The 3,279-nt window shown below is 69.4% G+C and carries 4 protein-coding genes and 1 pseudogene; 2 read left to right on the top strand and 3 right to left on the bottom strand.

Features of this window, described 5'->3' with window-relative positions:
• The coding region (locus D8M34_RS18910) for an IS1634 family transposase (RefSeq protein WP_446723741.1) at positions 1 to 985 on the bottom strand (985 nt) is incomplete at its 3' end.
• A 91-nt stretch (positions 986 to 1,076) separates the two neighbouring features.
• On the opposite strand from D8M34_RS18910, the gene D8M34_RS17695 reads away from it, so the two are divergent.
• Positions 1,077 to 1,388 carry a transposase gene (locus D8M34_RS17695; protein ID WP_161973087.1) on the top strand — a complete coding sequence of 104 codons (312 nt, stop codon included), beginning with the start codon at positions 1,077 to 1,079 and terminating at the stop codon, positions 1,386 to 1,388.
• Entirely contained in the window at positions 1,385 to 2,281 is an 897-nt protein-coding gene (locus D8M34_RS17700) for an IS3 family transposase (protein WP_126894685.1), read from the top strand. Before D8M34_RS17695 ends, D8M34_RS17700 begins: the two co-directional genes overlap by 4 nt.
• A gap of 31 nt (positions 2,282 to 2,312) precedes the next feature.
• Here D8M34_RS17700 and D8M34_RS17705 read toward each other — a convergent pair.
• Positions 2,313 to 2,657, bottom strand: a pseudogene (locus D8M34_RS17705) (IS5/IS1182 family transposase); the annotation flags it as partial.
• A 94-nt stretch (positions 2,658 to 2,751) separates the two neighbouring features.
• A complete protein-coding gene (locus tag D8M34_RS19885) occupies positions 2,752 to 3,213 on the bottom strand; it encodes an Lsr2 family DNA-binding protein (protein ID WP_446723742.1) in 462 nt (153 codons plus the stop codon).
• Positions 3,214 to 3,279 lie beyond the last annotated feature (66 nt).

The raw sequence follows: 3,279 nt of genomic DNA on the forward strand, positions 1-3,279 counted from the left end.
GCGCGCGACGGTGGTGGAGAGGGTGTTCGGCGGCGAGCGCGTAGGGAGCGGGCGGGGCCAGCAAGAGCTGGGCAGGAACAGGCTCGTCGGAGTGTGGGGGCGGCGAGGCGTGGATCGCGGAGGGGACATCGTAGATTGTGGCGGACGGCACGCACGCCAGGCCGGCGGCCTCGATGGGGCGGCGTTGGGCAACGGAGGTCATGGATGCGTCGGCGACCACGGTGACGTCGTCGAGCTGGTGGGCGGTCATGAACGCCCGCAACGTGGGCAGCATGGTCGCGGTCTCGGCGCGGTTGCCCTCGAACGCCTCGATCATCAGCGGGAACCCGGAGGCATCGGTCAGCAGCCCGATGGTGATCTGCGGCTGGAGGCGGCGTTCCTTGGAGAAGCCGGGTTCGCGGAACCCATCACCGGGGTCGGACGCGAAGTAGGGCGTGGAGACGTAGTAGGGCACCCACGACGCCGGGCCCAGGGCCGCATGCGCGTCGCAGGCCGCGGCCAGCCCACGCCGCCAGCTGTCGTCGGCATAGCGCTGCAAACGGCGTTTCACCGTGGCATAGGAGACGGTCTCGACACCCGCCTCGGCCAGGACACGGAGGCTGTCGAGCTTGCTGGTCGCCTCGATGATCCGCGCCAGCACCAGGTGACAGAACACCTCATCGCCGCTGGTCGCAACGTCAAAACCGAGCTGGCCGTAGGCCGCGTTGAGCGCGTCCCACAGCGGAGTCATCCGCGAGGAGGCGATCGGCAACGGCCCCGATCCACTCGCCGCCGCCACAGCAGCACCGGCCTCGCCCAGGTCGAGTTCCAGCTCGCCCTGTCCACCGGCCAGGCGCTGGCGGGCCGCAGCCTTGAGCGCTTCGACCGCGTCCGGGTCGTGGGCGGAGCCCAGGTGCTCGATATCGCGGGAGCCAGCCCGTGAGCCGTGCACGATCTGGACCGCAGTCGCTCCCGACCCGGTCCGCACCGTGCGCACGTACGCCACAGACCCGAGCCTACGAACCCGTGAGGTTCCCCCGCTTTGCCGGAGTGTCTGAACACTGGTTCGATCTTGAGGGCCAGGAAGGAAGGCACTGGTGCCCGCACCGAAAAAGTACCCCGATGAGCTGCGCGAACGAGCGGTTCGGCTGTATCGGGAGTCCGACCCTCGCCCGACGTTCCGGGGGCTCGCCGAGCAGCTCGGGGTGCATCACGAGGCCCTGCGCAACTGGGTCCGTCAGGCCGAGGCAGACACCGGCGAGCGCCCTGATCGGCCGTCGACCGACATGCTCGCCGAGAACCGCCGGCTCGCGCGGGAGAACGCTGAGCTGCGGCGGGTCAACGAGGTCCTGCGCGCGGCGAGCGCCTATTTCGCCAGCGAGATCGGCCCGACCCGGAGGAAATCATGAGCTTCGTCGATGCCCATGATTTCCCCGCCGGTCTCGTACTACGGGTCCTGCTCATCGCGGCCTCGACCTACTACGACTGGCGCGCCCGCCGCGCGAACCCCTCTCAGCGGCAGCTCGACGACGCCGTCCTGCTTGAGCAGATCGTGAAGATCCGCTCGGTGAGCGAGTTCGCCACCACCTACGGATCCCCGCGGGTGTGGCTGGAGCTGCGCCGCCAGGGCGTGCACGTCGGGCGCAAGCGCGTCGCTCGGATCATGCGCGAGCACGGCCTTCAGGGCGCGCACCTGCGTCGCGGCTGGAAGGGCGGCTCGACCCGGCAGAATCCGGCCCACCGCCCGGCGCCGGACCTGCTCGAACGCGACTTCACCGCGACCGCGCCCAACCGGGTGTGGGTGGCGGACCTGACTCGCATCGTCACCGGTGAGGGCGTGTTGTGGCTGGCCTCGGTGCGGGACGCGTTCTCCAACCGGGTCGTCGGCTGGGCCACCGACCCGCGAGCCACGACGGTGCTGGTGCTGACCGCGCTCAACCACGCGCTGCGCTCCCGGAGCCTGCGTCCCGGTCAGTTGATCTTTCACAGCGACAAGGGGGCCCAATACACGGCACTGCGATTCACTCAGCGCCTGGTCGACGCGGGTGTCGCCCCGTCGACAGGGTCCACAGGGGACAGCTATGACAACGCCCTCGGCGAGAACCTGTGGTCCACGCTCAAGATCGAGCTGCTCTACTGGCCCGGGACGGGCTTCGCGACCCGCTGCGAGGCCGAGCATGCGCTGATCCGCTACCTCGACGGCTGGTACAACCCGCGCCGGATCCAGGCCCGCCTCGGAGGGCTCTCACCCGACGAGTACGAAGACGACTATCGTCGCGCCCAGCGCGACGCCGACAGGTAACCCACACTCCGGCAAACCGGGGGAAGCTCACCTTGGTGATCGATCCGTCGACCGCCAGATCGTCAAGATCCAGGCCGAGTATCTGGTCGTAACCGGCCAGCGCGGTGCGGAGCAGTTCCTCGCTGACTCCCGCGGTGGCCCAGTCATCGAGACGGCGGCGGATGGTGCGGTCCGAGCAACCCGGCGTGGCGATGCGTTCGTAGCCACTACCGTGCACCAGAGCGGCAACGACGTGGTCGAACACGACCCGATCAGAGATCCGGCGACGGTGACAGCCCCACGGATGGGTCGGGTCGAACTCGGGCCGGTCAGACCCGATCAGAGCGGCGAACTCGCCCCACAAGGGCTCGATCAACCAGGATGGCAAGGCGGGCACGGAGCCTCCATGATCACGGAGCGTCAACAACTTCATGATCGACAGGTCCGTGCCCGCACCTCGTCTGCCATGCCCGGCCGCGACCAGGCTGTGATCATTCCGCGCGACCTCTAACACCAGCACCAGTCTCGGGGCCCGCACCATCAGGATCGAGCAGCTCCGGATGAGCCCGCAGATAGGCATCCCGTACCTGCGCCGACAACCGCCCCCGCACACCCACCGGATAACCCTGAGCCTGCGCCCACGCCCGCACCGACGCCACCGACACCCCAGGAGCCCGTCCAAGAACCGGCGCCTGCATGTCGGGGGCACCGTGAGCGGGATCGGGGACATCACGATCCACGACACCGGCCGTTCCAGCGGAAGCGATGCCAGCAGAACCGCCAGACCCGGTGTCGCCAGACCCGGGGTCGGCGAGTGACCACAGGGCCAGCGGCACATCCCCCTCGCGCGCGACACCACGGCGTGCATCCGCGCGGCGCTGACGGCCCCGACCTGATCCCACAGAACCAGCCACGCCGAGACCACCCGCACCGCCCGCGGGGCCGCGGTGCATCTCGACCGCACCACCACACGCTGTGCAGCCCGACCGCACGCCGTCCTGCACAACAGCAGCTACACC

Source organism: Microbacterium sp. HSID17254, from assembly GCF_003989315.1.
Lineage (GTDB): Bacteria > Actinomycetota > Actinomycetes > Actinomycetales > Microbacteriaceae > Microbacterium.

Bases quoted from the DNA above. Each gene is read 5' to 3' on its own strand.
- D8M34_RS17700 (WP_126894685.1), top strand. From the start codon at position 1,385: ATGAGCTTCGTCGATGCCCATGATTTCCCCGCCGGTCTCGTACTACGG.
- D8M34_RS19885 (WP_446723742.1), bottom strand. From the start codon at position 3,213: ATGCACCGCGGCCCCGCGGGCGGTGCGGGTGGTCTCGGCGTGGCTGGT.